At 61.1% G+C, this 22,101-nt stretch carries 24 protein-coding genes; 15 read left to right on the top strand and 9 right to left on the bottom strand.

All coding sequences use genetic code 11. The annotated features are described in order from the left end of the window. Positions 1-60 precede the first annotated feature (60 nt). Positions 61-2,511, top strand: coding sequence for a ligase-associated DNA damage response DEXH box helicase (locus LVS58_RS11320; protein WP_233691129.1), 2,451 nt, complete (start codon positions 61-63; stop codon positions 2,509-2,511). After that, positions 2,508-3,158 carry a ligase-associated DNA damage response endonuclease PdeM gene (gene pdeM, locus LVS58_RS11315; RefSeq protein WP_233691128.1) on the top strand — a complete coding sequence of 217 codons (651 nt, stop codon included), beginning with the start codon at positions 2,508-2,510 and terminating at the stop codon, positions 3,156-3,158. Before LVS58_RS11320 ends, pdeM begins: the two co-directional genes overlap by 4 nt. Positions 3,159-3,164: 6 nt before the next feature. Here the strand turns inward: pdeM and LVS58_RS11310 are convergent, their stop codons facing one another. Together LVS58_RS11310 and dcd are read right to left on the bottom strand one after the other, a co-directional pair. Further along, positions 3,165-3,392 carry a hypothetical protein gene (locus LVS58_RS11310; protein ID WP_003254918.1) on the bottom strand — a complete coding sequence of 76 codons (228 nt, stop codon included), beginning with the start codon at positions 3,390-3,392 and terminating at the stop codon, positions 3,165-3,167. Between the two features lie 94 nt (positions 3,393-3,486). Continuing rightward, positions 3,487-4,053: a dCTP deaminase gene (gene dcd, locus LVS58_RS11305; protein ID WP_003254920.1), complete on the bottom strand. Its 567-nt coding sequence runs from the start codon at positions 4,051-4,053 to the stop codon at positions 3,487-3,489. A 326-nt stretch (positions 4,054-4,379) separates the two neighbouring features. Between dcd and LVS58_RS11300 the strand changes: the two genes are divergently transcribed. Then, the gene (locus LVS58_RS11300) at positions 4,380-4,589 is read left to right on the top strand and encodes a cold-shock protein (RefSeq protein ID WP_027594207.1); all 210 of its coding nucleotides are present in this window, start codon (positions 4,380-4,382) and stop codon (positions 4,587-4,589) included. A gap of 122 nt (positions 4,590-4,711) precedes the next feature. On the opposite strand, the gene apbC is transcribed toward LVS58_RS11300, so the two are convergent. Continuing rightward, the gene (gene apbC, locus LVS58_RS11295; protein ID WP_003254924.1) at positions 4,712-5,806 is read right to left on the bottom strand and encodes an iron-sulfur cluster carrier protein ApbC; all 1,095 of its coding nucleotides are present in this window, start codon (positions 5,804-5,806) and stop codon (positions 4,712-4,714) included. 158 nt (positions 5,807-5,964) lie between these two features. On the opposite strand from apbC, the gene metG reads away from it, so the two are divergent. From metG to LVS58_RS11260, 7 genes are all read left to right on the top strand, one after another. Next, positions 5,965-8,004: a methionine--tRNA ligase gene (metG, locus tag LVS58_RS11290; RefSeq protein ID WP_233691127.1), complete on the top strand. Its 2,040-nt coding sequence runs from the start codon at positions 5,965-5,967 to the stop codon at positions 8,002-8,004. 106 nt (positions 8,005-8,110) lie between these two features. Next, entirely contained in the window at positions 8,111-8,659 is a 549-nt protein-coding gene (locus tag LVS58_RS11285; protein WP_233691126.1) for an Rnf-Nqr domain containing protein, read from the top strand. Continuing rightward, the gene (locus LVS58_RS11280; protein ID WP_233691125.1) at positions 8,656-9,627 is read left to right on the top strand and encodes an RnfABCDGE type electron transport complex subunit D; all 972 of its coding nucleotides are present in this window, start codon (positions 8,656-8,658) and stop codon (positions 9,625-9,627) included. Before LVS58_RS11285 ends, LVS58_RS11280 begins: the two co-directional genes overlap by 4 nt. After that, a complete protein-coding gene (locus tag LVS58_RS11275) occupies positions 9,624-10,226 on the top strand; it encodes an RnfABCDGE type electron transport complex subunit G (protein WP_233691124.1) in 603 nt (200 codons plus the stop codon). The genes LVS58_RS11280 and LVS58_RS11275 overlap by 4 nt, the downstream gene beginning before the upstream one ends. Continuing rightward, entirely contained in the window at positions 10,219-10,743 is a 525-nt protein-coding gene (locus tag LVS58_RS11270; protein WP_233691123.1) for an Rnf-Nqr domain containing protein, read from the top strand. The genes LVS58_RS11275 and LVS58_RS11270 overlap by 8 nt, the downstream gene beginning before the upstream one ends. A gap of 4 nt (positions 10,744-10,747) precedes the next feature. Next, positions 10,748-11,386 (top strand): endonuclease III, encoded by a 639-nt coding sequence (gene nth / locus LVS58_RS11265; RefSeq protein ID WP_233691122.1) that lies wholly within the window; start codon positions 10,748-10,750, stop codon positions 11,384-11,386. 104 nt (positions 11,387-11,490) lie between these two features. Then, positions 11,491-11,667, top strand: a complete 177-nt coding sequence (locus LVS58_RS11260; protein ID WP_233691121.1) for a PA3496 family putative envelope integrity protein — start codon at positions 11,491-11,493, stop codon at positions 11,665-11,667. A 70-nt stretch (positions 11,668-11,737) separates the two neighbouring features. On the opposite strand, the gene LVS58_RS11255 is transcribed toward LVS58_RS11260, so the two are convergent. After that, the gene (locus LVS58_RS11255; protein WP_003254939.1) at positions 11,738-12,361 is read right to left on the bottom strand and encodes a response regulator transcription factor; all 624 of its coding nucleotides are present in this window, start codon (positions 12,359-12,361) and stop codon (positions 11,738-11,740) included. A gap of 366 nt (positions 12,362-12,727) precedes the next feature. Here LVS58_RS11255 and LVS58_RS11250 point away from each other — a divergent pair, with 366 nt between their 5' ends. Next, positions 12,728-13,210 carry a hypothetical protein gene (locus LVS58_RS11250; RefSeq protein ID WP_233691120.1) on the top strand — a complete coding sequence of 161 codons (483 nt, stop codon included), beginning with the start codon at positions 12,728-12,730 and terminating at the stop codon, positions 13,208-13,210. A 67-nt stretch (positions 13,211-13,277) separates the two neighbouring features. Here the strand turns inward: LVS58_RS11250 and LVS58_RS11245 are convergent, their stop codons facing one another. Further along, positions 13,278-14,495 (bottom strand): argininosuccinate synthase, encoded by a 1,218-nt coding sequence (locus LVS58_RS11245; RefSeq protein WP_003254941.1) that lies wholly within the window; start codon positions 14,493-14,495, stop codon positions 13,278-13,280. Between the two features lie 185 nt (positions 14,496-14,680). Continuing rightward, a complete protein-coding gene (locus tag LVS58_RS11240) occupies positions 14,681-15,622 on the bottom strand; it encodes a flagellar protein MotY (protein ID WP_233691119.1) in 942 nt (313 codons plus the stop codon). Between the two features lie 130 nt (positions 15,623-15,752). Between LVS58_RS11240 and pyrC the strand changes: the two genes are divergently transcribed. Both pyrC and rnt read left to right on the top strand, forming a co-directional pair. Further along, complete coding sequence (gene pyrC / locus LVS58_RS11235; RefSeq protein ID WP_233691118.1) at positions 15,753-16,799, top strand: dihydroorotase; 1,047 nt, start codon at positions 15,753-15,755, stop codon at positions 16,797-16,799. A gap of 59 nt (positions 16,800-16,858) precedes the next feature. Further along, the gene (gene rnt, locus LVS58_RS11230; protein ID WP_010952252.1) at positions 16,859-17,470 is read left to right on the top strand and encodes a ribonuclease T; all 612 of its coding nucleotides are present in this window, start codon (positions 16,859-16,861) and stop codon (positions 17,468-17,470) included. A gap of 98 nt (positions 17,471-17,568) precedes the next feature. Here rnt and LVS58_RS11225 read toward each other — a convergent pair whose 3' ends face one another. Then, on the bottom strand, positions 17,569-18,171 hold the full coding sequence (locus tag LVS58_RS11225) for a peroxiredoxin (protein ID WP_003254945.1): 603 nt from the start codon (positions 18,169-18,171) through the stop codon (positions 17,569-17,571). Positions 18,172-18,395: 224 nt separating this feature from the next. Here LVS58_RS11225 and LVS58_RS11220 point away from each other — a divergent pair, with 224 nt between their 5' ends. Next, positions 18,396-18,614, top strand: coding sequence for a bacterioferritin-associated ferredoxin (locus LVS58_RS11220; protein ID WP_003254947.1), 219 nt, complete (start codon positions 18,396-18,398; stop codon positions 18,612-18,614). Between the two features lie 199 nt (positions 18,615-18,813). After that, positions 18,814-19,287, top strand: a complete 474-nt coding sequence (bfr, locus tag LVS58_RS11215) for a bacterioferritin (RefSeq protein ID WP_003254948.1) — start codon at positions 18,814-18,816, stop codon at positions 19,285-19,287. Between the two features lie 56 nt (positions 19,288-19,343). Here the strand turns inward: bfr and grxD are convergent, their stop codons facing one another. Continuing rightward, the gene (gene grxD, locus LVS58_RS11210) at positions 19,344-19,679 is read right to left on the bottom strand and encodes a Grx4 family monothiol glutaredoxin (RefSeq protein ID WP_233691117.1); all 336 of its coding nucleotides are present in this window, start codon (positions 19,677-19,679) and stop codon (positions 19,344-19,346) included. A 91-nt stretch (positions 19,680-19,770) separates the two neighbouring features. Further along, a complete protein-coding gene (locus LVS58_RS11205) occupies positions 19,771-21,879 on the bottom strand; it encodes a molybdopterin-dependent oxidoreductase (protein ID WP_233691168.1) in 2,109 nt (702 codons plus the stop codon). Positions 21,880-22,101 lie beyond the last annotated feature (222 nt).

Below are 22,101 nucleotides of genomic sequence, written 5' to 3'. Positions count from 1 at the left end.
AAACCATTGCAGCCGGCAAGTGGTCTGTAGAAGCACAGACTTCGAAGGACCCCCTGCCTCATGCCTGCTGCTACCGACCTCGCCAATGCCTGGTTTGCCAAGCGCGGCTGGAAGCCCTTCGCTTTCCAACGGCGCGTATGGGCTGCCGTCGAACGGGGCGAGTCCGGTTTGCTGCATGCCAGTACCGGTGCCGGCAAGACCTACGCGGTCTGGCTCGCGGCGCTACGTGCGTTCAAGCCCAGGCCCCAGGGCCGTCAGCTGGCCCCCATACAGGTGGTGTGGGTGACGCCCATGCGTGCCCTGGCCGCCGACACCGCACGTGCGTTGCAAGCGCCGCTCGATGAGCTCCAGCTGCCTTGGAGCGTAGGGGTGCGCAGCGGCGACACCAACAGTGCCGAGCGCGCGCGACAGGCCCGGCGGCTACCCAGTGTGCTGATTACCACCCCCGAAAGCCTGACCCTGCTACTGACCCGGGCACAGGCACGTGAGGATTTCGCCACACTGCAACTGGTGGTGGTGGATGAATGGCACGAGCTGCTTGGCAACAAGCGCGGGGTACAACTGCAGCTGGCCTTGGCGCGCCTGCGCTATTGGCACCCAGGCCTACCGACCTGGGGCTTGTCGGCAACGCTCGGCAACCTGCAGCATGCACTGGATGTCTTGCTGCCCCAAGGCGGCCTGCTGGTGCAAGGCCGGCAAGACAAGGCACTGCAAGTCGACACCCTGCTGCCAGCCGCGATCGAGCGCTTTCCTTGGGCTGGACACATGGGCCTGAAGATGCTCGACCAAGTCAGTCATGAGATCGACGTAAGTGCCAGTAGCCTGGTGTTCACCAACACCCGTGCCCAGGCTGAAATCTGGTATCAGGCCCTGCTTGAGGCCCGCCCGGACTGGGCCGGGCTGATCGCCCTGCACCACGCCTCGCTGGCCCGCGAGACCCGCGACTGGGTCGAGCGCAGCCTCAAGCAAGGCAGCCTGAAGGCGGTGATCTGCACGTCCAGCCTGGACCTGGGCGTGGACTTTCTGCCAGTGGAACGGGTGCTGCAAATCGGCTCGGCCAAGGGCATCGCCCGCCTGATGCAGCGGGCGGGCCGCTCAGGACACGCGCCTGGGCGGCGTTCCAGGGTTACCCTGGTGCCCACCCATAGCCTGGAACTGGTGGAAGCGGCGGCGGCCCGGCAGGCGCTGATAGCCGGCCACATCGAAGCCCGCTATTCACCGCGCCTGTGCATGGACGTACTGGTACAGCACCTGGTCAGCATGGCCTTGGGCAGCGGCTTTCGCCCGGAGCAACTGCTCGCCGAAGTGCGAAGCACCTGGGCCTTTCGCCAGTTGCGCGACAGCCAATGGCAATGGGCGCTGGACTTCGTCTGCCACGGCGGCAGCTCACTGACCGCCTATCCTGACTACCAGCGCGTCGAGCGCCAGGCCGACGGTATTTATCGAGTGACCAGCGAACGCTTGGCGCGGCGCCACCGCATGGGCATCGGCACCATCGTCAGCGATGCCGACCTGCAACTGAAATACTGGAGCAAGGGCGGCGGCGGGAAAACGCTGGGCAGTGTTGAAGAAGCCTTCATCGCCCGCCTGCGCCCCGGCGATACGCTGGTATTTGCCGGGCGGGTACTGGAGCTGGTACGCGTGGAAAACATGACGGCGTATGTGCGGCGCAGCACGGCGCGAAAGGCTGCGGTAGCGCGCTGGAACGGCGGGCGCATGCCGCTCTCGAGCGAGCTGGCCGAGGCGCTGGTCGAGCAGCTCGATGCAGCAGCCCATGAACGTTTTGACGGGCCAGAAATGCGGGCAGTGCGCCCGCTGCTTGCGCTTCAGGCGCAGTGGTCAGCGTTACCCACCACCGGCACGCTGCTGGCCGAGACCTTTAAATCGCGCCAGGGCTGGCACCTGTTCCTGTATCCCTTTGCCGGGCGCATGGCCAACCTGGGCTTGGCCAATCTGATTGCCTGGCGGGTTAGCCGCACACAACCGCTGTCGGTGTCGATTGCCGTCAATGATTACGGATTCGAACTCCTCAGCCCTGCCAAGGTGGACTGGGCCAGGCACTTGCCCAAAGCGCTCGGCACCGGGGACCTGCTGGAAGATGTGCTGGCCAGCCTGAATGCCGGGGAAATGGCATTGCGGCGCTTTCGTGAAATTGCCCAGATTGCCGGGCTGGTGTTTGGTGGCTATCCCGCCGCGCAGAAGAGCACGCGGCAGATCCAGGCCTCCAGCGGGCTGTTCTATGAGGTGTTTCGCAGGCACGACGCGGGGAATTTGCTGCTTGGCCAGGCGCGGGATGAAGTACTGAGCGAAGAACTGGAAATCGAACGGCTGCATCGGCAACTGCTAAAAATGAGTGCGTTGCAACTGGACCTGCGGGCGTTGAAGCGGCCAGGGCCACTGGCGTTTGCCTTGTTGGTGGAGGGCATGCGCGAGACATTGAGCACCGAGAAACTGGCAGACCGCATTGCGCGGATGGTGGCGGAATTGGAACAAGCGGCGGACGCGGGATGAACTACCAACCCATCGAACACTGGGGTCAGGCGCTCTGGCTGCTTGCCGACAAAGCCATCTATTGGCCCGCCCGCCGCGCCCTGCTGGTGGCCGACGTGCACATCGGAAAGGCCGCCAGCTACCGCACCCTGCATCAACCAGTGCCACGTGGGACGACGGAGGCGACACTCGCCAGGCTCGATTGCCTGCTGGCCGCGCATGACTGTGAGCAGATGATCATCCTGGGCGACTTTCTGCATGCGCGCACGGCCCGTGCACCGGCAACGCTGGCCAAGGTGGATGATTGGCGCAAGCGGCACAAAAATCTCAAAATAGTGCTCATACGCGGCAATCATGACCGCAACGCCGGCGATCCGCCTGCCTCACTCGATATTCACGTAGTGGACGAACCTTGGTTTCTGGAGCCCTTTGCCCTGCAGCACGAACCGCAGCCCCACCACACGCATCCGGTGCTGGCGGGCCATGTACACCCTGTCTTCGTCCTGCGCGGCAAGGCCCGTCAGCGCTTGCGCTTGCCTTGCTTCGTGATCGATGAGCACGTCAGCCTGCTGCCTGCATTCGGTGAGTTCACCGGAGGGTGGGAAATCACCCCCGCCAGCGCCAGCCGGCTGTACCTGGCGGGCGCTGACCGCGTCTGGCCGCTTTAGCGACGCTCAGGCGACAGGTGCGGGAGGTGGCTCGTCCGGCAAGGTCGGTTCACCTGGCTCCATGGGAGGCGTCTCACCGGGTTCCGGCGGCTGCGGGGTATCGGGGTCAGGCTGATGGGGCACGCCCCCCGCCTGCATGGGCAGCGGGTGCGCCAGCAGTGACCAGGGCAACAACCCTACGTGATTGGGCTGCAGGCCTGCCAGCTTGGCACTGATTGCGGGATGGAGTTTCATTGGCTGCTCCTGACGAAAGCCGATGTACATCATGCACACCGGCGTTACTGCGTTGGAGTGCCAAAGGCGCGGGTAATTCCCCGCGCTTGTCGGCTCAGGTACGCGGCAGGGTGACGCCGCGCTGGCCCTGGTATTTGCCACCACGGTCCTTGTACGACACTTCGCACTCTTCGTCGGATTGCAAGAACAGCATCTGCGCCACGCCTTCGTTGGCGTAGATCTTCGCCGGCAGCGTGGTGGTGTTGGAGAACTCCAACGTCACGTGGCCCTCCCACTCCGGCTCGAGCGGCGTGACGTTGACGATGATGCCGCAACGGGCGTAGGTGCTCTTGCCCAGGCAAATGGTCAGCACGTCACGGGGAATGCGGAAATATTCGACAGTGCGTGCCAGGGCGAAAGAGTTTGGCGGAATGATACACACGTCGCTCTTGATATCGACGAAGCTGCCAGCATCGAAATTTTTCGGGTCGACAGTGGCCGAGTTGATGTTGGTAAACACCTTGAATTCGTCGGCGCAGCGTACGTCGTACCCATAGCTGGAGACGCCGAAGGAGATCACGCGGTTGTCCTGCTCGCCGCGCACCTGGCGTTCGACGAAGGGCTCGATCATGCCGTGTTCCTGCGCCATGCGGCGAATCCACTTGTCCGATTTGATGCTCATGGCGGGGTGTCCTGAAGAGTTGCGAGGTGAAAATCGTGACGCGCATATTACCGGTCCCGGCGCCCAGGTTAAAGTTCCATCCCTCATCCCGCGCCGGGTGGGGCTGTAGCCGCCGCCGATCCGAATTTGCCTAAAGCGCCTTCTGACCATTGGCAGGTTGCGGAAAGTGGGGTAAGGTGTTGCCACTGTGCTGCACGTGACACCGAGAATCTCTAGTTTGATGCACGATCCTGATCGGCCCATCGCTGAATTTTCTGCTCTCTTTGCGCTCAGTCCCGGGCAGGGTTTTTCCTGACCGTTATCAAATTGTCCAAGGAGACAGAAAAATGTCCAATCGTCAAAATGGCGTTGTTAAGTGGTTCAACGATGAGAAAGGCTACGGCTTCATCACCCCTCAGTCGGGTGACGATCTGTTCGTGCACTTCAAAGCCATCCAAGCTGACGGCTTCAAAACCCTGAAAGAAGGCCAGGCTGTTACTTTCGTCGCTACCCGCGGCCAGAAAGGCATGCAGGCTGAAGAAGTTCAGATCGCCTAAGTCGATCTAGCTTCCTAGCTTTCAAAAAAACCCGCCTTCTGGCGGGTTTTTTTATGCCTGCCTGAAGGCCATGCATGCAAGTGTGGGAGCAACTGCCGTGTATCGCTCCCACAGGTAATGCGTCAGTCTTCGCTGATGGTAATGCTGGGCATCGCCGGCGCCGCAGCTTCCTGCAGCACGATGCGCGCACCCACCTGGCGGGCCAGTTCCTGGTAAACCATGGCAATCTGGCTTTCCGGCTCGGCGATCGCCGTCGGCTTGCCGCTGTCTGCCTGCTCACGTATCAGCATCGACAACGGCAGCGACGCCAGCAGGTCGACGCCATACTGGCTGGCCAGCTTCTCGCCGCCACCTTCACCGAACAGGTGTTCGGCATGGCCGCAATTCGAGCAGATATGCACGGCCATGTTCTCGACCACGCCCAGCACCGGAATGTTGACCTTGCGGAACATTTCCACGCCCTTCTTGGCATCCAGCAGAGCCAGGTCCTGCGGCGTGGTGACGATCACCGAACCGACCACCGGCACCTTTTGTGCCAGGGTCAGCTGTATGTCCCCGGTGCCCGGTGGCATATCGATCACCAGATAATCCAGGTCGTCCCAGGCGGTCTGGGTGACCAGTTGCAGCAGCGCGCCAGACACCATCGGGCCACGCCATACCATCGGCGTGTTGTCGTCGGTAAGGAAGGCCATGGACATGACTTCCACGCCGTGGGCCTTGATCGGCACGAACCACTTCTGCTCGCGAATCTGTGGACGGGTGCCCTCGGCGATGCCGAACATCACCCCCTGACTGGGGCCGTAGATATCGGCATCGAGAATACCTACCCGCGCGCCTTCGCGTGCGAGGGCCAAGGCCAGGTTGGCAGCGGTGGTCGACTTGCCCACACCGCCCTTGCCCGAGGCCACGGCGATGATGTTCTTGACGTTGGCCATGGCTGGCACCTGGGCCTGGGCCTTGTGCGCAGCCACCACGCAATCGATCGAAACCTGGGCGCCAGTGACGCCCTCAAGGCTGCCAATGGCGGTCTGCAGCACCTGGGCCCAGCCGTTCTTGAACAGCCCAGCGGCATAACCCAACTGCAACTGCACGCTGACCTGCCCGCCCTGGATATCGATGGCGCGCACGCAGCCGGCGCTGACCGGGTCCTGGTTCAGGTAGGGGTCGGTGTACTGGCGAAGCACGCCTTCAACGGCGGCACGGGTGACGGCACTCATGGAGACTCCCATTGGCAAACTGAATGTAAAACAGCCGCCTATCCTAACCCGTCAATCGTCAGCAGATGCGCTTGCGGGGTGAAATATCTTCGCCAGCCCTTTATAGTGGCCGATCACCCTCATTTTTACCCCGTAGCCAGATAAGTAGCCGAGCCACCATGTCCGAGCCACGCCAGATTCTCGTCACCAGCGCCCTGCCCTATGCCAATGGATCGATCCATCTCGGCCATATGCTGGAGTACATCCAGACGGACATGTGGGTGCGCTTCCAGAAGCTGCGCGGCAACCAGTGCATCTATGTCTGCGCCGACGACGCCCACGGTTCGGCCATCATGCTGCGCGCCGAAAAGGAAGGCATCACCCCGGAACAGCTGATCGCCAACGTCCAGGCCGAGCACAGCAGCGATTTCGCCGACTTCCTGGTGGACTTCGACAACTTCCACTCCACCCACAGTGAAGAGAACCGCGAGCTGTCGAGCCTGATCTACTCGCGCCTGCGTGAGGCCGGGCACATCGCCACCCGTTCGGTGACCCAGTACTTCGACCCGGAAAAAGGCATGTTCCTCGCCGACCGCTTCATCAAGGGCACCTGCCCGAAGTGCGCGGCCGAAGACCAGTACGGCGACAATTGCGAAAAATGCGGCGCCACCTATGCACCCACCGAGCTGAAGAACCCCAAGTCGGCAATCTCCGGTGCCACCCCGGTACTGCGTGATTCCCAGCATTTCTTCTTCAAGCTGCCCGACTTCCAGGCCATGCTGCAGCAGTGGACCCGAAGCGGCACCCTGCAGGACGCGGTAGCCAACAAGCTGGCTGAATGGCTGGACGCCGGCCTGCAGGAGTGGGATATCTCCCGCGACGCGCCGTACTTCGGCTTCGAGATCCCGGGTGAGCCTGGCAAATACTTCTACGTCTGGCTGGATGCGCCAATCGGCTACATGGCCAGCTTCAAGAACCTCTGCGCACGCCGCCCGGAGCTGGACTTCGACGCCTTCTGGAACGAAGGCTCCAAGGCCGAGCTGTACCACTTCATCGGCAAGGACATCGTCAACTTCCACGCCCTGTTCTGGCCAGCCATGCTTGAAGGCGCCGGCTTCCGCAAGCCCACCGCGGTCAACGTGCACGGCTACCTGACGGTCAACGGCGCCAAGATGTCCAAGTCGCGCGGCACCTTCATCAAGGCCCGCACCTACCTGGACCACCTGCAGCCGGAATACCTGCGTTACTACTACGCGGCCAAGCTGGGCCGTGGCGTCGACGACCTGGACCTGAACCTGGAAGACTTTGTGCAGAAGGTCAACTCCGACCTGGTCGGCAAGGTAGTCAACATTGCCAGCCGCTGCGCCGGTTTCATCCACAAGGGCAACGAAGGCGTGATGGTAGGCGGAGATGCCGCGCCTGAGCTGACCGAAGCCTTCCTGGCTGCCGCACCCTCCATCGCCGAGGCCTATGAGGCCCGTGATTTTGGCCGCGCCATGCGCGAAATCATGGCACTGGCCGACCGCGCCAACGCCTGGATCGCCGACAAGGCACCATGGTCACTGGCCAAACAGGAAGGCAAGCAGGATGAAGTCCAGGCCATTTGCGCCCAAGGCATCAACCTGTTCCGCCAGCTGGTGATCTTCCTCAAACCGGTACTGCCGGTGCTGGCCGCTGACGCCGAGGCATTCCTCAACGTGGCCCCGCTGACCTGGAACGACCACCTGACACGCCTGGAAAACCACACGCTTAATCCGTTCAAGGCCTTGATGAGCCGTATCGAGCCGGCCAAGGTCGAAGCCATGGTCGCTGCCAGCAAGGAAGACCTGCTGGCTGCCGAAGCCAAGGCCCCGGCGGGCAATGGCGAGCTGGCCAAGGACCCGCTGTCGGCAGAGATCGAGTTCGATACCTTCGCTGCCGTCGACCTGCGTGTGGCGCTGATCGTCAAGGCTGAAGCCGTGGCGGGTGCCGACAAGTTGCTGCAACTGACCCTGGACATTGGTGACGAGCGCCGCAACGTATTCTCCGGCATCAAGTCGGCCTACCCAGACCCGTCCAAGCTGGAAGGCCGCCTGACCATGATGGTCGCCAACCTCAAACCCCGGAAGATGCGCTTTGGCGTGTCCGAAGGCATGGTCATGGCTGCCGGCCCTGGCGGTGAAGAAATCTACCTGCTGAGCCCGGACAGCGGCGCCAAGCCAGGCCAGCGCATCAAGTAACCGCCTTGCGGGCCATTGTGGGAGCGGGCTGCCCGCTCTCACAATTACGCAGGCCCCTTCATGTCAAACCCGGACAATCGCCCCGATTACCGGCTATCGTCATCTCATGAATGACTACATCCTGGTCCTGATCAGCGCCGCGCTGATCAATCACCTGTGCCTGCTCCGACAGCCACTCTCCGGGCTGCAACTGCACGTGCACGGCCTGGCCTGCGCCCTGTGCATCGCCCTGGGTGTAATCGGCGCGCAGTTGCTGGTGCACACGGTACTAGCCCCGCTTCACATCCACGATCTTGCCCTGTTCCTGCTGTTGCCCTGGCTGGCCTTGCTCGCCTGGGGCCTGCCCTGGCTATTGGCCAAGTGGCGCCCGGCCTGGCCAGTAGTGGGGTTGCCAGCACTGCTGTTGAGCAATGCAGCAGCGCTTGGGCTGGCCCTGCAACAGACAAGCGACGACGACACCTGGCCAACCATGCTGCTCCAAGGCTTGCTGACGGGGGGCGGCTTCTGGCTGGCATTGATGGTGTTCGCCGACCTGCGCCAGCGCAGCGCCCACGCCGATATCCCCAACGCGATGCGCGGCCTGCCGATCGAATTGATCGGCGCCGGGGTAATGACCATGGCGTTTTCCGGTTTCCATGGAATGTTTGGTCAATGAGCAGCCCCGATCCGCGGCTACGTACCAGCATGCGCCTGGTCTTGCTCGCCTGCACGCCTGGGCTGCTGACGCTGGTGTGGCTGCATGGCTGGGGCATGGTGCTGAACCTGTTGCTGTGCGCCAGTGCCGCGTTGCTGTGCGAGGCATTGCTGCTGGCTCTGCGCAGTCGCTCACTGAGCCAGGCGCTAAACGACGGCAGCGCACTGGTGACCGCCGTGCTGCTGGCGGCTGCGCTGCCCACCCTGGCTCCATGGTGGCTGCCGGTCATCGCGGCATGTGTCGCGATCGGTATTGGCAAGCAGGCCTACGGTGGGGTCGGGCGAAATCTGTTCAATCCGGCCATGGTGGGTTATGCCTTCGTGCTGCTCAGCTTCCCGCTGCAGATGAACCATTGGCCTGTGCAGGCCCCAGGCCTGCTCGACAGCTTGCAGCAGGTGTTCGCTGGGGGCGAACAGATCGATGCCTGGGCCCGGCCGACATTGCTCGACGGCTTACGCCACAACCGCAGCCTGACCATTGACGAGCTGTTTGCCAGCCATCCGGGCTTTGGCAGCATTGGCGGGGCAGGCAGCGAATGGGTCAACCTGGCATTCCTGCTTGGCGGCCTGTTCTTGTTGCAGCGCAAGGTGATCAGTTGGCATGCGCCGGCAGGTTTGCTGGCAGGGCTAGTGGTATTCAGCCTGTTGGGCTGGAACGGTTCGGGTTCGGACTCCAATGGCTCGCCTTTGCTGCACCTGTTTTCCGGCTCGACCATGCTGGCAGCATTCTTCATTGCGACCGAGCCCGTGTCCGGCCCCAGAGACGACTGGGCCAGGCTGTGCTTCGGCGTAGGAACAGGGGGGCTCATCTACCTGATTCGTACGTGGGGCAGCTACCCGGATGGCACCGCGTTCGCCGTCCTGCTGATGAACCTTCTGGCACCGGCGCTCGAGCGTATGGCTGTGCAGCGTAAGCAGGCAGCCCGATGAAGCGCGGGGTTCGGGATGTAGGCCTGTTACTGCTGACTGGCGTATTGGCAGTGTCTGCCACCCTGGCCTGGCGGCAGTGGACCGGTCCCGCCATCGCCGGCGCTGAAAAGCAGTTGCAAAGCCGCCAGCGGCTGGCCGTGCTGCCCGACGGTAGCTATGACAACCAGCCCCTGGAAAGCCCGCTGCCAAGGCCCGCCGCACAGAGGCCCAACAGCCGTATCCTGGCGGCTTACCGTGCCACTGTGGCAGGTAGGCCAAGCGCCATTATCCTGATCACCCAGGCCCAGGGGTATGCCGGGCCGATCGTGCTGAGCGTCGCCATCGCCACAGACGGCAGGCTGATCGGCAGCCAGGTTGTCGAACAACAGGAAAGCCCTGGGCTGGGCGATAACCTGACTGATCCGCAGCTGCACTGGCTGAGGCAGTTCGACAACCGCCATCAGGGCGATCACTGGGCGCTGAAGCGGGACCAGGGTGACTTTGACCAATTGGCCGGCGCAACCGTGACCTCGCGAGCGGTGATCGCCGCATTGCAGGACGCGCTGAGCTATTTCGACGAGCAGCGTAGTGTATTGCTGGAGGGCGCCGCGCATGACTAGGTTCGGCCTGCTGGCCATGAGCCTGGCGCCGCTGCTGGGTGCAACCCGAACGCTGGCTGAAGGCGCGGCCATCGGCCTGTGCGCAATAGTGATGGGCTGCCTGCACCAACTGTTGCTGACACCACTGCGTAGACACATGGCCAGCTGGGCATATGTACTGGCCAGCCTGCTGCTGCTGGCAGCCCTGGCCAGTTGCCTGCAGTTGGCAATGCGGACCTGGCTGCTACCACTGGCCATTGCCCTGGGCCATTATCCCGCATTGCTGTGCCTGCAATGCCTGGCCACTGACCACCTGCTGCCTGACCAACACCGTTGGCGCCTCCTCGCAAAGCACCTCGGCGCTGTCTTTGCCGTTTGCCTGCTGCTGGGCGCCAGCCGCCAATGGCTGGCTGACCCTGCCGAGCTGCACTTGGCCAGCCTCGCCCCCGGGGCGCTACTGCTGCTGGGACTGCTGCTGGCCTTGTACAATCGCCTGTTTTCGGGCCCTGCCCACCCACATCGTCAAGGAAAGCACTGATTTCATGAATGCCGCCAAACGCCTGGAGATTTTTCGCAGGCTGCACGAAGACAACCCCGACCCAAAGACCGAACTGGCCTACACGACCCCGTTTGAACTGCTGGTCGCCGTGACACTGTCCGCGCAATCCACCGACGTCGGCGTCAACAAGGCCACTGCCCGCCTGTTCCCCGTCGCCAACACCCCCGAGGCCATCTATGCCCTAGGCGTTGAAGGCCTCAGCGAATACATCAAGACCATCGGGCTTTACAACAGCAAGGCCAAGAACGTCATAGAAGCGTGCCGGCTGCTGATCGAGCGCCACAACAGCCAGGTACCGCAAACCCGCGAAGCGTTGGAGGCGCTACCCGGCGTCGGCCGCAAAACCGCCAACGTGGTGCTTAACACAGCGTTTCGCCAACCGGCCATGGCCGTGGATACCCATATCTTCCGGGTAAGTAACCGCACGGGTATAGCGCCAGGCAAAACGGTGCTGGAAGTGGAAAAGAAACTGATGAAGTTTGTACCCAAGGACTACCTGCTCGACGCCCACCACTGGTTGATCCTGCACGGGCGCTACGTGTGCCAGGCGCGCAAGCCCAGGTGCGGCAGCTGCAGGATCGAAGATTTGTGCGAGTACAAGCACAAAACCTCCGACGATTGAGCCGATAGCAAAAAACCACCCGCGTCGATTGAAAAAATCTTTTTTACCAGCGTCTGCTTTCTGGTTATAAGGACGGCCAATGGCCCCTTGGCTTGGAGCGACTCATGAGTACCGATAAAGACGACCTGTCGATCGATGATGATTTTGTTGCCGTAGACGATGACGCGGAACCACAGGTTGAAATCGCTAAGACCAACCTGAGCAAACGCCGCACCATCGACAACATGCTGGAAGAACGGCGCCTGCAAAAGCAGCTGGCCGATTTTGATTACGACCTGTAGTTCTGGTCCTGTAGTCATGGCCCCATAGCCCTGGCAAAGCCTCCTGACGGGAGGCTTCAAGGCTTGGCGATCAGTTCAGACCTTGCCGTTGCGCCAGCTCGATCAGGTCAACCAGTGACCGTGCATTGAGCTTGAGCAACAGCCGCGACTTATAGGTACTGACCGTCTTGTTGCTGAGGTACATGCTGTCGGCAATCTCCTTGTTCGAACGCCCTCGCGCCAGTTGTTGCAGCACCGTCATTTCTCGCGCAGAAAGGCGATTGACCATATCCGTCTCGCTGCCCGCGCCCCTGCCACGTGACGCATGCAAGGCCTGGTTGGGGAAGTAGCTGTAACCTGACAACACAGCCTTGATGGCGCTAAGCAGCTCGGTAAGCTCCTGCTGCTTGCACACGTAACCCGCCGCCCCTGCCTGCATGCAGCGCATCGAAAAGTTGCCGGGGGCCTGCGACGTCAACACCAGTACCTTGCTACCCGGGCTGAATGTCGCCATGCGCGCGATCACCTCCAGGCCATCCAGTTTCGGGATGCCGATATCCAGCACCACGATATCCGGCAGGTGTTGCCGTGTCAGCTGCAGTGCAGCTACCCCATTGTCAGTCTCCGCCACAACGTCATACCCATGCCGCTCCATCAGCATGCGTACGGCCAGGCGTATGACCGGATGATCATCCACGATAAGCACTTTATTCATGCGATATCCATACATTGTTGTTGCTTTGGCACGCCAAGATAACCGACAGGACGCTTGCTGGCGCGGCGATTTACCAGCGAAAGCCATCGACAGACAAAGCCTACAGAACTTACAGAAACTTCCTACACATAATGACTAGAGTTGTAACAAATAAATTACTTATTACCGAAATAACGGTACACCCACAGACATAAGCGTACCAGTTGAATACTGATGTTCAGCAGAGGACAGTTTCCGACTCAAACACGTTGAAAAAGGAACACAACGAGGCTCCCTGACGATCATCCCTCCACCGGGAAACACTCCAGCCTTTAGTTGAGTACAGCAGTAAGGTAAAGATGGACAAAACCGCTGGAGACGGCCCATATGACCCAAGCACAACCTGTCGCCCCGCTGACGATCATTGCCATCTTCGCGGGGATCATCGAAGCCTCCGCCCTTGCCACACTGCCATTTCTCGGCGAGTCCAGCCAAAAGCTCTACACCTGGTTCCTGGTAGGCTTTCCATTCTTTTTGACGGCACTGTTCTTTCTGACGCTCAACTTCAATTACAAGTCGTTCTACAACCCGCAACCCGGCAGTACAGCACAGCCCAACACGCCAGCACTGAACAGTGTGGCCACACCCGCAATTTCCAGTGATGCCCGTGAGGCGGTACAGGGCGAGCCTGTCACATTCATGTTCTCCGGTCCCGACGCCTATCGCATGATGGAGCAACAACTATTGCATGCACTTGCGCAACCGCCCGAGCCAACGCGAGTCTGGCGCTTTTGCAATCTGGACAGACGTCTATGTGCGCAGCTTTCGATCAGCGCACTTAAGGACGATGATGTGAGCCATCGAAGTTGAACGCCCCGCCTTTGCGCAGGCATAAAAAAACCCCGGGCTGAACCGGGGTTTTTGCACACACCCGCAATCAGAGCAGCGAACGGCCCTTGTTGGCGGCAATGCGCATACGCAGTGCATTGAGCTTGATGAAGCCAGCAGCATCTGCCTGGTTGTAGGCACCACCATCTTCTTCAAAGGTGGCGATGTTGGCATCGAACAGCGAATCATCCGACTTGCGGCCAACCACGGTCACGTTGCCCTTGTACAGTTTCAGGCGCACCACACCATTCACGTTGACCTGCGAAGCATCGATCATCTGTTGCAGCATCAGACGCTCCGGGCTCCACCAGTAGCCGGTGTAGATCAGGCTGGCATACTTCGGCATCAGCTCATCTTTCAGGTGAGCGACTTCGCGGTCCAGGGTGATCGACTCGATGGCACGGTGTGCCTTGAGCATGATGGTACCGCCAGGCGTTTCGTAGCAACCGCGCGACTTCATGCCGACGTAGCGGTTTTCGACGATGTCCAGACGGCCGATGCCGTTGGCACCACCGATACGGTTCAGGTCTGCCAGAACAGTGGCCGGGGATTTCTCGACGCCATCGATGGCAACGATGTCACCATTGCGGTAGGTCAGCTCGATGTAGGTAGCCTGGTCCGGGGCGTTCTCAGGCGAGACACTCCAGCGCCACATGTCTTCTTCGTGCTCGGTCCAGGTATCTTCCAGAACACCGCCTTCATAGGAGATGTGCAGCAGGTTGGCGTCCATCGAGTATGGCGACTTCTTCTTGCCGTGGCGCTCGATCGGGATGCCGTGCTTCTCGGCGTAGTCCATCAGCTTTTCGCGGGACAGCAGGTCCCACTCGCGCCATGGGGCGATGACCTTGACGCCTGGCTTCAGGGCATAGGCACCCAGCTCGAAGCGCACCTGGTCGTTACCCTTGCCGGTGGCGCCATGGGAAATGGCGTCAGCGCCGGTTTCGTTGGCGATTTCGATCAGACGCTTGGCGATCAGCGGACGGGCGATGGAAGTACCCAGCAGGTACTCGCCTTCGTAGACGGTGTTGGCGCGGAACATCGGGAACACGAAATCACGCACGAATTCTTCGCGCAGGTCGTCGATGTAGATCTCTTTAACGCCCATTGCCTGGGCCTTGGCACGGGCCGGTTCGACCTCTTCGCCCTGCCCCAGGTCAGCGGTGAAGGTCACCACTTCGCAGTTGTAGGTATCCTGCAGCCACTTGAGAATCACCGAAGTATCAAGGCCGCCGGAATACGCCAGTACGACCTTTTTTACGTCCGCCATGCCATCACTCCACGGGGTTGTACGGAAAGGGACCGATTCTACCGGCGTTGCGGATAAATTTACAGTGGGGCGACAGCTTCTGACGACAAAGCGACAAGAACTTTCGTAGGGGCGACGGGCGGTCGGTTGAGGGATGTGCCCCCCGGTGGCCTTGATGCGAGCCCATGACATGCACCGACCCGATCTCAGGGCGCCTTTGCCCCCGGGACACCCGAGGCAGGTGCAACAGCCGGCACCGCTTGCTCAACCGGCTTTTCCACCGGTTTCTCAAGCACCGCCACCCGATCCAGCTCGATATTTACCCGCCGATTACGCGCCCGATTCGACGCACTGTTGTTCTTCGCGAGCGGATAACGCTCGCCATGGAAGCGCACAGTGATCTGCTCTTCGGGCACACCGTTGGCCTTGAAGTAATCGGCAACGGCCAATGCGCGGCGGCGTGACAGGTCGCGGTTGGTCAGGCGGTTGCCACTGTTGTCGGAATGCCCATTGAGCTCGACATGATTGACCGTCGGGTCGGCTTTCATGTAATCGAGGATCACGTCGAGCCGCGCCTTGGCTGCTGCATCCAGCTCGATACCGCCCCCAGGGAAACCTACCTGGGTCTGGCGCACCTGGTCGTAGTTCATCGGCAACAGCTTGCCAGCACAGACCTGATAGTCATTGTAGGCTTGGGCGAAGCTGACCGGCAGCACACGCACCTCCATCGGCCTGCCCGCCTCACCGGTGTAGTTACGCACGACTGTGCTACGCCCGTCGAGCAAGCCGTTGATCAGCCGGCTGGCCTGCCCTTGGGAGGAGCTGAACAGCACACCACTGCGGGCCATACGCACACTGCCCAGGTTGATATCGCCACGCCCAGGTTGCCACGGCGCTGCGGCGGCCAGCAGGCTGGCGGTGCCGGCACCCAGTACGTTGCTGTCCGACCGCAGTTGGAACACCGGCTGCTCGCCTGCCCGACGCACGAACGTACCGCTGCCGAAACCTTCGATCGGCTGGCTCAGACGGCACTCGAACTGGTCGCCCTCGACCTTCCAGGCAATGTTCTCCATGCGCGTCTGGAAAGTCAGTGCGCCGGCCGGCAGGCTGGCGAACAGGGTCAATAGGGCTAGGTAACGCTGGCGCACGGGCGGCTCCACAAATTCTGACGGCTTACCAGCAGGCTATCGGACGCCGCCCGGAAAACTTGATAGCCGTGCTCGCCCCAGGGTTTTCCGGTAGGATTGGGGCTTGAGTTCGACCCGCCTGGAATCCCCAATGTCCGATCGCCTGACCCTCCTGCGCCCCGACGACTGGCACATCCATCTGCGCGATGGTGCCGTCCTGCCCCACACCGTTGGCGACGTGGCGCGTACCTTCGCCCGTGCCATCATCATGCCCAACCTGGTTCCGCCGGTGCGCAACGCCGCCGAGGCCGGCGCCTACCGTGAGCGCATTCTGGCTGCCCGCCCGGCCGGCAGCCGCTTCGAGCCGCTGATGGTGCTGTACCTCACCGACCGCACCAGCCCCGAGGACGTCCGCGCGGCCAAGGCCAGCGGTTTCGTGTACGCCGCCAAGTTGTACCCGGCCGGCGCCACCACCAACTCCGATTCCGGCGTGACCAGCATCGACAACATTTTCCCGGCCATAGAGGCACTGGCGGAAGTGGGCATGCCGCTGCTGGTGCATGGCGAAGTGACCCGCAGCGAGATCGACGTGTTCGACCGCGAAAAGCGCTTCATCGACGAGCACATGCGCCGTGTGGTCGAGCGCTTCCCGACGCTGAAAGTGGTGTTCGAACACATCACCACCAGCGACGCCGCGCAGTTCGTCACCGAGGCCCCGGCCAACGTCGGTGCGACCATCACCGCCCAACACCTGCTGTACAACCGCAACCACATGCTGGTTGGGGGCATTCGCCCGCACTTCTACTGCCTGCCGATCCTAAAGCGCAACACCCACCAGGTGGCCTTGCTGGACGCAGCCACCAGCGGCAATCCGAAGTTCTTCCTGGGCACCGACTCGGCCCCTCATGCCCGTCACGCCAAGGAAGCAGCCTGCGGTTGCGCGGGTTGCTACACCGCCTATGCGGCCATCGAGATGTACGCCGAAGCGTTCGAGCAGCGTAACGCGCTGGACAAGCTGGAAGGCTTCGCCAGCCTGCACGGCCCGGCCTTCTATGGCCTGCCGGCGAACACCGACACCATTACCCTGGTCCGTGAAGAATGGACCGCTCCGGAAAGCCTGCCATTTGGCGAGCAAACCGTAGTCCCGCTGCGCGCTGGCGAAAAACTGCGCTGGCGCCTGCTGGAGAAAAACGCGTGAGCGAAGACCTTTACGAAGACGACCTGGAGACCCAAGGCAGCAGCGGTCCTCGTCACCCGATGGCCGAGCGCTTCCGCGGCTATCTACCGGTCGTGGTGGATGTTGAAACCGGTGGTTTCAACAGCGCCACCGATGCATTGCTGGAAATTGCCGCCGTCACCATCGGCATGGACGAGAAAGGGTTCCTGTTCCCCGAACATACCTACTTCCACCGAGTGGAGCCGTTCGAGGGCGCCAACATCGAGCCGGCCGCGCTTGAGTTCACCGGGATCAAGCTGGACCACCCGCTGCGCATGGCGGTCAGCGAGGAAAGCGCGATGACCGACATCTTCCGTGGCGTGCGCAAGGCGCTCAAGGCCAACGGCTGCAAGCGCGCGATTCTGGTCGGGCACAACAGCAGCTTCGACCTGGGCTTCCTCAATGCGGCAGTGGCGCGCAATGACCTGAAGCGCAACCCGTTCCACCCGTTCTCCAGCTTCGACACCGCAACCCTTGCGGGCTTGGCGTATGGCCAGACCGTGCTGGCGCGGGCCTGCCAGAGCGCTGACATCGACTTCGACGGGCGTGAGGCACACTCGGCACGCTACGACACCGAGAAGACGGCTGAGCTGTTCTGCGGCATCGTCAACCGCTGGAAAGAAATGGGCGGCTGGCGCGATTTCAACGATTGATCTGCCAAAAGCATTCGCGGGCACGCCCGCCAAGAGCCCGGCACAGGAAGGCATAAAAAAACCGGCCACGAAGGCCGGTTTTTTCATGCACGCAGCAATTACAGCTTGCCAGCGTTCTCGCTCAGGTAGGCAGCAACGCCTTCAGGCGAGGCGTTCATGCCCTTGTCGCCTTTTTTCCAGTTGGCAGGGCACACTTCGCCGTGCTCTTCGTGGAACTGCAGAGCGTCTACCAGGCGCAGCAGCTCGTCCATGTTACGGCCCAGTGGCAGGTCGTTGACGATCTGCGAACGGACAACACCGTTGGTATCGATCAGGAACGCACCACGGAAGGCCACGCCGCCTTCGGACTCGACGTCGTAGGCTTTGCAGATTTCGTGGGTCATGTCGGCAGCCAGGGTGTACTTCACCTGACCGATGCCGCCGTTGTTGACCGGGGTGTTACGCCAGGCGTTATGGGTGAAGTGCGAGTCGATCGACACGCCGATCACTTCCACGTTGCGCGCCTGGAAGTCAGGGATGCGGTTGTCCAGGGCGATCAGCTCGGACGGGCAGACGAAGGTGAAGTCCAGCGGGTAGAAGAACACCAGGCCGTACTTGCCCTTGATGGCCGAGGCCAGGTTGAAGCTATCGACGATCTCGCCATTGCCCAGCACGGCCGGAACGGTGAAATCGGGGGCTTTCTTACCAACGAGTACGCTCATTGTAATCTCCTGATGAGGGTGAAAAACCGTTTGCCGGGCCAGACGGGCTTGCCCGACATCCAACAAAGGCCAACCATCATACACGGCTTCTCATGACAGGCCGACTCCATCGACAAAGCAACCACCGGTCGCTCAGGCACAGCCCTTCCAGAAAGATCTTTGACAAGCATTCTCATTAACATTAAGCTCCAACCCATCGACCCAACCAGCGATGGTCAGCCCTTATGTATGTGTGTCTTTGTGTCGGCGTTACCGACGGACAGATCCGCGATGCGATCTATGAAGGATGCTGCAGTTACAAGGAAGTGCGTGCCGCCACCAATGTCGCCAGCCAGTGTGGGAAATGCGCCTGTGTGGCCAAGCAGGTGGTCCGCGAGACCCTGACCGAGCTGCAGGTCAGCCAGGCAGCCTTGCCCTACCCCGTCGAATTTACCGCCGCCTGAACGCAGAATTCCAAGAACCGGACCTGGTGTCCGGTTTTTTTATGCCCGAAATTCAACAAGTTAGCGTTGCAACGCGGTTCACAAACATTCTTATTCCTATTAATTTTCACTTAGTATTCAAGAACTTAGGTTTGACACACCTAAGTATCGGGCTCAAACTTCAGTGGATTGACACACTTCTACAGGGCAGGAACCCGGCATGAAAGGCGACGTAAGCGTCATCCAGCATCTCAACAAGATCCTCGGAAACGAGCTGGTCGCGATCAACCAGTACTTCCTGCACGCACGCATGTACGAAGATTGGGGGCTGAACAAACTCGGCAAGCACGAGTACAAAGAATCCATTGATGAAATGAAGCACGCTGACAAACTGATCAAGCGTATTTTGTTCCTCGAAGGCATTCCTAACGTTCAGGACCTGGGCAAACTGCTGATCGGCGAGCACACCAAGGAAATGCTCGAGTGCGATCTGAAGATCGAACAGCAAGGCCTGGTCGACCTGAAGGCAGCCATCGCCCATTGTGAAACCGCTGGCGACTTCGGCTCGCGTGACGTGCTCGAAGATATCCTCGAGTCCGAGGAAGAACACATCGACTGGCTGGAAACCCAACTGGGGCTGATCGACAAGATCGGTATCGAGAACTACCTGCAGTCGCAGATGGGCGAAGAGTAACTATTCACCCCATAAAAAAACCCGCGATCAGCGGGTTTTTTATATTTGCCGGAAAATCAGGCTTCAGAAGTCTTGGCCTTGGCAGCCGCTTCCTTGATCAGGGTTTGCAGCTCACCCTTCTCGAACATTTCCAGCATGATGTCGCTGCCGCCAACCAGCTCACCGGCTACCCACAATTGCGGGAAGGTCGGCCAGTTGGCGTATTTTGGCAGGTTGGCGCGAATTTCCGGGTTCTGCAGGATGTCGACGTAGGCGAACTTTTCGCCACAACCCATCACGGCCTGCGATGCACGCGCAGAGAAGCCGCACTGCGGGGTATTCGGCGAGCCTTTCATGTAAAGCAGAATGGTGTTGTTGGCAATCTGCTCTTTGATCGTTTCGATGATATCCATGTAGCACCTCGGCTGAACTATCCGACACAGTCGTCGGCACGGTGTCGCATTGTATCGGAAAGCCGAGCGCCGTGCTCGGCCTTGCCGTTCCTCAAGCGGCCTCGACCTGCACGGGTACGCCATTGAGCGCAGCGTTTCCGGAAACCTCGTCCCGAAAGCGTTCATCGGTCAGGTCATTGGCACTCACGCCAGGTTGCGCCTGGGCGATCTGCATGTGCACGCCCTGACGGCCATGACCATAACCATGGGGCAAGCTGACCACACCGGGCATCATGTCCTCGCAGGCCTGCACCTCGACCTCCAGTGAGCCCGTACGCGAACGTATGCGCACGCGCTGGCCATCCTGCAGTTGACGCTGCTGCAAATCTTGCGGGTGCATCAACAACTGATGCCGTGGTTTGCCTTTCACCAGGCGATGGAAGTTGTGCATCCACGAGTTGTTGCTGCGCACATGGCGGCGCCCGATCAGCAGCAGTTCGCCCGGCACGGGAGGCGTCATTTGCGCCAGACGGCGCAGGTCGTCCAGCAACACCTGAGGGGCAGCTTCGACAACCTTGCTGGCGGTCGCCAGGCGCCCAGCGAGGTTGCTGCGTAAAGGCCCCAGGTCAAGCCCGTGCGGGTGATCGTCCAGGGTTGCCAGGGAGAGCTGCCAAGGCGTTACTTCACCATAGCGCCCTTTGCGCAGGGCTTGATCAATCATCTGCGCAGGTGACCAGGTCGGCTTCAATTCCAACCCGGCACGCTTGGCAAACGCCTGGGCCAGGCCGACGAAGATTTCCCAGTCATGCAGTGCCCCCTCCGGCTTTGCCAGGATCGCCCGGTTGAAGCGCGTGACATTGCGCACTGCCAGCAAGTTGAAGGTGCTGTCGTAATGGTCGTTCTCCAGCGCTGAGGTGGAGGGCAGGATCAAGTCGGCATGGCGGGTGGTTTCGTTGATGTAGAGATCGATACTGAGCATGAACTCCAAACCCTCCAGCGCCGTATCCAGCTGGCGGCCGTTAGGCGTGGACAGCACGGGGTTGCCGGCAACGGTCACCAGGGCACGCACCTGCCCATCGCCCGGTGTTTGCATTTCCTCGGCCAGGGCCGCCACGGGCAGCTCGCCGCCGTACTCGGGCAAGCCCGACACACGGCTCTGCCAGGCGTTGAAATGGCCCCCCGAGGTGGTCGCCACCAGGTCGACGGCAGGCTCCGTGCACAATGCGCCGCCTGTGCGGTCCAGGTTGCCGGTCACCAGGTTCACAAGCTGCACCAGCCAGTGGCAAAGGGTACCGAATGCTTGGGTCGAGACGCCCATGCGGCCGTAGCACACTGCCTGCCCGGCAGCGGCAAAGTCGCGTGCCAGCTGGCGAATGTCCGCTGCAGCAATACCACAGTGGGCGCTCACGGCCTCGGCACTGAACGGCGCAATGGCCTCGCGCACCTGCTGCAGGCCGCTGACCGGCAAGTGCGAGCCCCGTGCCAGGCCTTCTTCGAACAATGTGTTGAGCAAGCCGCACAACAGGGCTGCATCACCACCAGGGCGTATGAACAAATGACTGTCAGCCATTGACGCCGTTTCGCTACGCCGCGGGTCAACCACCACCAGGCGTCCACCACGCGCCCGCAGGGCCTTCAGGCGCTTCTCCACGTCCGGAACGGTCATGATGCTGCCATTGGAGGCCAGCGGGTTGCCGCCAAGAATCAGCATGAACCCTGTATGGTCGATGTCCGGAATCGGCAGCAGCAGCCCATGCCCATACATCAAGTGGCTGACCAGGTGTTGGGGCAACTGGTCCACTGAAGTGGCAGAGAAACGGTTACGGGTCTTGAGCAGGCCCAGGAAGTAGTTGCTGTGGGTCATCAAGCCGTAATTGTGCACGCTCGGGTTGCCTTGGTACACCGCCACGGCATTTCGCCCATGGGCTTGCTGGACCGCCCACAATTTTTCGGCAGCCAGTGCGAAGGCCTCATCCCAGCCAATGGCCTGCCAATGCTCGCCTACTCGCTTGTGGGGCTGGCGCAGGCGATCGGGGTCGTTCTGGATGTCCTGCAACGCCACGGCCTTGGGGCAGACATGGCCACGGCTGAACGGGTCCAGGGGGTCGCCCTTGATCGAGCTGATCAGGGCCCGCCCGTCCTCCTCATGGCTGACTTCGATGTTGAGCCCGCAGATTGCTTCGCACAGGTGACAGGCACGGTGATGCAGGGTCTTGGTCATGGTCATGGCCGCCTCTGCCTTTAGTTGTTATCCGAAGCCGACTATGCGCCCTGCCCTTGCCCCCTGCCAGCGCGCTTCGTGGTGTGAATCCCTCGTCATCAGGCATACGATTTGCGACAGCCATTTGCCAAATCGTCTGCAAGCCGTGTACAACCCTCTGTAGCAAATAAAAAACAGCGCAGGCTTAAGGGTTAATTACACCCTTTGCAACAGACCCGCTGT

This window comes from Pseudomonas sp. JR33AA, assembly GCF_021378985.1.
Classification (GTDB): domain Bacteria; phylum Pseudomonadota; class Gammaproteobacteria; order Pseudomonadales; family Pseudomonadaceae; genus Aquipseudomonas; species Aquipseudomonas alloputida.
The sequence above is the reverse complement of the archived record's forward strand: the minus strand, read 5'-3'. Positions and strand labels throughout refer to the sequence as shown.

Coding starts and splice junctions, on each gene's coding strand:
- LVS58_RS11320 (WP_233691129.1), top strand. CDS start 61: ATGCCTGCTGCTACCGACCTCGCCAATGCCTGGTTTGCCAAGCGCGGC.
- pdeM (WP_233691128.1), top strand. CDS start 2,508: ATGAACTACCAACCCATCGAACACTGGGGTCAGGCGCTCTGGCTGCTT.
- LVS58_RS11310 (WP_003254918.1), bottom strand. CDS start 3,392: ATGAAACTCCATCCCGCAATCAGTGCCAAGCTGGCAGGCCTGCAGCCC.
- dcd (WP_003254920.1), bottom strand. CDS start 4,053: ATGAGCATCAAATCGGACAAGTGGATTCGCCGCATGGCGCAGGAACAC.
- LVS58_RS11300 (WP_027594207.1), top strand. CDS start 4,380: ATGTCCAATCGTCAAAATGGCGTTGTTAAGTGGTTCAACGATGAGAAA.
- apbC (WP_003254924.1), bottom strand. CDS start 5,806: ATGAGTGCCGTCACCCGTGCCGCCGTTGAAGGCGTGCTTCGCCAGTAC.
- metG (WP_233691127.1), top strand. CDS start 5,965: ATGTCCGAGCCACGCCAGATTCTCGTCACCAGCGCCCTGCCCTATGCC.
- LVS58_RS11285 (WP_233691126.1), top strand. CDS start 8,111: ATGAATGACTACATCCTGGTCCTGATCAGCGCCGCGCTGATCAATCAC.
- LVS58_RS11280 (WP_233691125.1), top strand. CDS start 8,656: ATGAGCAGCCCCGATCCGCGGCTACGTACCAGCATGCGCCTGGTCTTG.
- LVS58_RS11275 (WP_233691124.1), top strand. CDS start 9,624: ATGAAGCGCGGGGTTCGGGATGTAGGCCTGTTACTGCTGACTGGCGTA.
- LVS58_RS11270 (WP_233691123.1), top strand. CDS start 10,219: ATGACTAGGTTCGGCCTGCTGGCCATGAGCCTGGCGCCGCTGCTGGGT.
- nth (WP_233691122.1), top strand. CDS start 10,748: ATGAATGCCGCCAAACGCCTGGAGATTTTTCGCAGGCTGCACGAAGAC.
- LVS58_RS11260 (WP_233691121.1), top strand. CDS start 11,491: ATGAGTACCGATAAAGACGACCTGTCGATCGATGATGATTTTGTTGCC.
- LVS58_RS11255 (WP_003254939.1), bottom strand. CDS start 12,361: ATGAATAAAGTGCTTATCGTGGATGATCATCCGGTCATACGCCTGGCC.
- LVS58_RS11250 (WP_233691120.1), top strand. CDS start 12,728: ATGACCCAAGCACAACCTGTCGCCCCGCTGACGATCATTGCCATCTTC.
- LVS58_RS11245 (WP_003254941.1), bottom strand. CDS start 14,495: ATGGCGGACGTAAAAAAGGTCGTACTGGCGTATTCCGGCGGCCTTGAT.
- pyrC (WP_233691118.1), top strand. CDS start 15,753: ATGTCCGATCGCCTGACCCTCCTGCGCCCCGACGACTGGCACATCCAT.
- rnt (WP_010952252.1), top strand. CDS start 16,859: ATGGCCGAGCGCTTCCGCGGCTATCTACCGGTCGTGGTGGATGTTGAA.
- LVS58_RS11225 (WP_003254945.1), bottom strand. CDS start 18,171: ATGAGCGTACTCGTTGGTAAGAAAGCCCCCGATTTCACCGTTCCGGCC.
- LVS58_RS11220 (WP_003254947.1), top strand. CDS start 18,396: ATGTATGTGTGTCTTTGTGTCGGCGTTACCGACGGACAGATCCGCGAT.
- bfr (WP_003254948.1), top strand. CDS start 18,814: ATGAAAGGCGACGTAAGCGTCATCCAGCATCTCAACAAGATCCTCGGA.
- grxD (WP_233691117.1), bottom strand. CDS start 19,679: ATGGATATCATCGAAACGATCAAAGAGCAGATTGCCAACAACACCATT.
- LVS58_RS11205 (WP_233691168.1), bottom strand. CDS start 21,879: ATGACCAAGACCCTGCATCACCGTGCCTGTCACCTGTGCGAAGCAATC.